4 protein-coding genes are annotated in these 2,932 nt (G+C 52.1%); all 4 read right to left on the reverse strand.

The window, feature by feature from the left end; genetic code table 11:
- Positions 1–563 precede the first annotated feature (563 nt).
- On the reverse strand, positions 564–1,421 hold the full coding sequence (gene repA, locus HMPREF9538_RS06250) for an incFII family plasmid replication initiator RepA (protein WP_004152292.1): 858 nt from the start codon (positions 1,419–1,421) through the stop codon (positions 564–566).
- Positions 1,414–1,491 carry a RepA leader peptide Tap gene (tap, locus tag HMPREF9538_RS33240; protein WP_004171457.1) on the reverse strand — a complete coding sequence of 26 codons (78 nt, stop codon included), beginning with the start codon at positions 1,489–1,491 and terminating at the stop codon, positions 1,414–1,416. The genes repA and tap overlap by 8 nt, the downstream gene beginning before the upstream one ends.
- A 216-nt stretch (positions 1,492–1,707) precedes the next feature.
- Positions 1,708–1,986, reverse strand: coding sequence for a replication regulatory protein RepA (locus HMPREF9538_RS0128270; protein ID WP_004199332.1), 279 nt, complete (start codon positions 1,984–1,986; stop codon positions 1,708–1,710).
- Between the two features lie 320 nt (positions 1,987–2,306).
- Positions 2,307–2,858: a phospholipase D family protein gene (locus tag HMPREF9538_RS06245; protein WP_004152294.1), complete on the reverse strand. Its 552-nt coding sequence runs from the start codon at positions 2,856–2,858 to the stop codon at positions 2,307–2,309.
- Positions 2,859–2,932: the final 74 nt, after the last annotated feature.

Consider the following 2,932-nt stretch of genomic DNA (forward strand, 5'->3'; position numbering starts at 1 on the left):
GGGGGGGGGGGGCGGCGGCGCTTTTCAGTGGTGGGGAGGGGCTCCCGGCTGGCAAACCGGCGCCGGTTTTATGATGAATTTTCATTTGAATGCTGTAACTAACTTGGTTCTCCGGTTGGGGCCCGTCGCGCAGCGATGGGAGCTCTCTCTGATGTTGCCGAACCGGCGCGACCGTCAGGTCGCTGCAAGGGCGGGCACTCTCCGCAGCCTGTCCACAGGGCAGGCGATGAACAGGTTATGTGTTTACAGGATTTATTAAAGGATCTTTAAAAGAGATACAGAGCTGGTGTTTAAAAGGAACCACGCGCCCTGAAAGTCCGACGGCATGTGCTTTGTACGTATCACGGTTGTAGCCTAATGAAATACTCCCTTGCAGTTATATGTGGATAACAGAAATCGGCCGTCAGAAGTGACGCCGGCGATAACATTTAAGGCCACGTTGACGCAAGGAAGACCGGAATTATGGTGAGGAAAGCAGGCCTGAAGATAAGATAATACGTAGTAGCCGGCCAACAGGCGTGCGAAAGCCTCCGGCGCCGGCCGGATTTTTTAAGGAAGGAATGTTATAGGGGGACAGTGGCCAGTCGCGTGTAGTTGTTCCCGCGCGACAGCAGCATGCGCTCCTGCACACGGCGCTCAACCTCACGCTTCAGCGCTTCTTTATCGCCCATGAAGCGGCCGGTGGCGTATTCGCGGGTCAGTTGCTGACGCACGCGCGTCTCGATGTCATGACGCTGCCGTGATGCATCCCGCCGTGCAGTATCCCGCTTACGGCCGTGAGATTTACGCTCAGCCTGATAGCTGCGAAAACGCTCACGCACAAACCGCCACGCTTTTGCGATCAGTTCGTCCATCTCCAGGGGTTTCAGTTTCTGCTTTTTGCGCTGCAGGTTTTCCCACTCCACACGGCTGCGGCGCGCGGCCACCACAGCCACCTCAGAAACGTCAAGCGCGGAAAACAGAGCCGGGGTGAAGGTGATATCGGTCGGGATGTTACAGCCGATCTGCGGGTCATATTCAGTCTGATAGGTGATGAGCCCCAGCTCGGCCAGAAACTTCAGCGCCCGGGTGGCACGGCTGACTGACAGGTTGCCGCTCCTGGACTCGGTGGCCAGTCCACACTCGATGGCCATATTGGTAATCGAGCGCTGCACGCGATTGGCCAGCGGATCATAGTGAAAACACATTGCCTGCAGTAGCGCGTCAATTGCACGCCGGCGCAACAGGGGTGGCATCCTGTGCCGCTTACCCAGCGAACGCAAAAACGCCACATGAATGGAAAAATCAAAACGGGACGTGAAGCCTTCGGCTTTCGCCATCAGCTTACGGCAGAACGGCAGGGTCTTTTTCCCTTCACGCGGCGTGAATACCGGATTCGGGTTTTTAACCTGTGAATAGTGGTTTTGAAGGATATCAGTCACCGCTTCCTGCGCTTATGTTGCACGGAAGGAGCGAATGACACAGAAACTGATCTTGAAGTTTTCTGAGCATGTACATATACTCCCCGCATAGAGCAACACGTTCTATGCAGTTTATGAAGGCCCCGTTAATCTTTTCCTTCCGCCAAGATTGAAGAAGATTATCGGGGTTTTTGCTTTTCTGGTCCCGGGTAGATACCTCATCAGAACCAGTTCCCTGCCACCTTAGGGCGTGGCACACCCAAAATTATTCAGACCATCAACAATCTAGCACTCAATAAAAACATGATCAAGAATGTGAAGTCTTTACATCTATAAGACCACGTTCTGTAAGCTCTCGCTCGAGGAGTTTCTCGATAAACTGGGCTTGTGTCAGACCTTCTTCCTCACAAACCGCTATCATCACGTCCTTTAGTGGGTTTTTAACAAAAACCTTAACTTCTTTATGAGTTTCGCGTTTCCGCGCAATTGCAGCAAGCTGCCTCTCACTGGCAGACATTGGCTTACCTTTCCGGTATGCACGTTTTGCATTCGTAGAGGAAGTGGTTTTATCTGCTGAACGTGACATTTATCGCTCTCCTGACACCTCAGAAATGTCTTCGGAACGGAGGATACTACAGAACTCTCAGATCCTGCAAATCAATAACTTACTTTCAATTTGCAAGAGATCCTTTCTAAAATTGTAATTTGTATTGGCGTACAAATTTCAACTGAATGAGATGCCTATGTCCTCTTTTAAGAGAGTGGGATAGTAGCCCCATCCTGAACTAAAAGTGAGTACCTTCAGGGGCAAGGCTTAAGAGATAAGATACGAGCGACGGGCGGACCAGGCGCTTTAGCATGGACGTAAGTAAACCGTATTGATGCTCGTTTTATGTCTGAGGAGCATTAATAAGCCCGTTTCCAGTCCGTACCCTGCGACCAGCGAGTCAACCAGTGCTGCAGATAGCGTTGAGCAACGACTGGATCATCCCATACGACAAGCACGTTCTCTGAATTTACCCGATCAGCGGCGCGGGTGTAGTTAAAAGACCCGACTTCAATATTGCGGCCGTCGGCAATGATGACTTTGTCGTGCATGATTTTGTACTGCGACACTGTGCGAACCGGGATGCCGGCATTGACCAGAAGATTCATGGCCGCCAGGCTCGCCTGGTTTTGCTTGCCGGTATTGGCTTTCCAGTCCAGAACCACTTTCACATCGACACCACGCCGCTTTGCCCTGACAAGCGCACCGGCGACTTCAGGCGAGGTAAAGGAATACCCCATCAGTCGGATTTCCTGCTGCGCAGAATCAATAGTCTTCAGGACCAACTGCAGAGCCGTTCCTTCCGGAGAATATCCCGTCTCGATGCTGGCGGCATACACGGCCGGAACAGGTGCACACAAAGCCAGGCTGATAAGCCCCGACAGACAACATTTGTGGAGTGTACGGTTCATTTTTTTCACAGTATTTCCTTAACGGGTGTTTAAGAAACGCCGGGAGCGGGGGAAACTGGCTTTTCCCCGTTCCC

Source organism: Klebsiella sp. MS 92-3, from assembly GCF_000195655.1.
GTDB classification, from domain to species: Bacteria; Pseudomonadota; Gammaproteobacteria; order Enterobacterales; family Enterobacteriaceae; genus Klebsiella; species Klebsiella pneumoniae.

Excerpts from the sequence above, each read along its gene's own strand:
- HMPREF9538_RS06245 (WP_004152294.1), bottom strand. The coding sequence starts at position 2,858 with ATGAACCGTACACTCCACAAATGTTGTCTGTCGGGGCTTATCAGCCTG.
- HMPREF9538_RS0128270 (WP_004199332.1), bottom strand. The coding sequence starts at position 1,986 with ATGTCACGTTCAGCAGATAAAACCACTTCCTCTACGAATGCAAAACGT.
- tap (WP_004171457.1), bottom strand. The coding sequence starts at position 1,491 with ATGCTCAGAAAACTTCAAGATCAGTTTCTGTGTCATTCGCTCCTTCCG.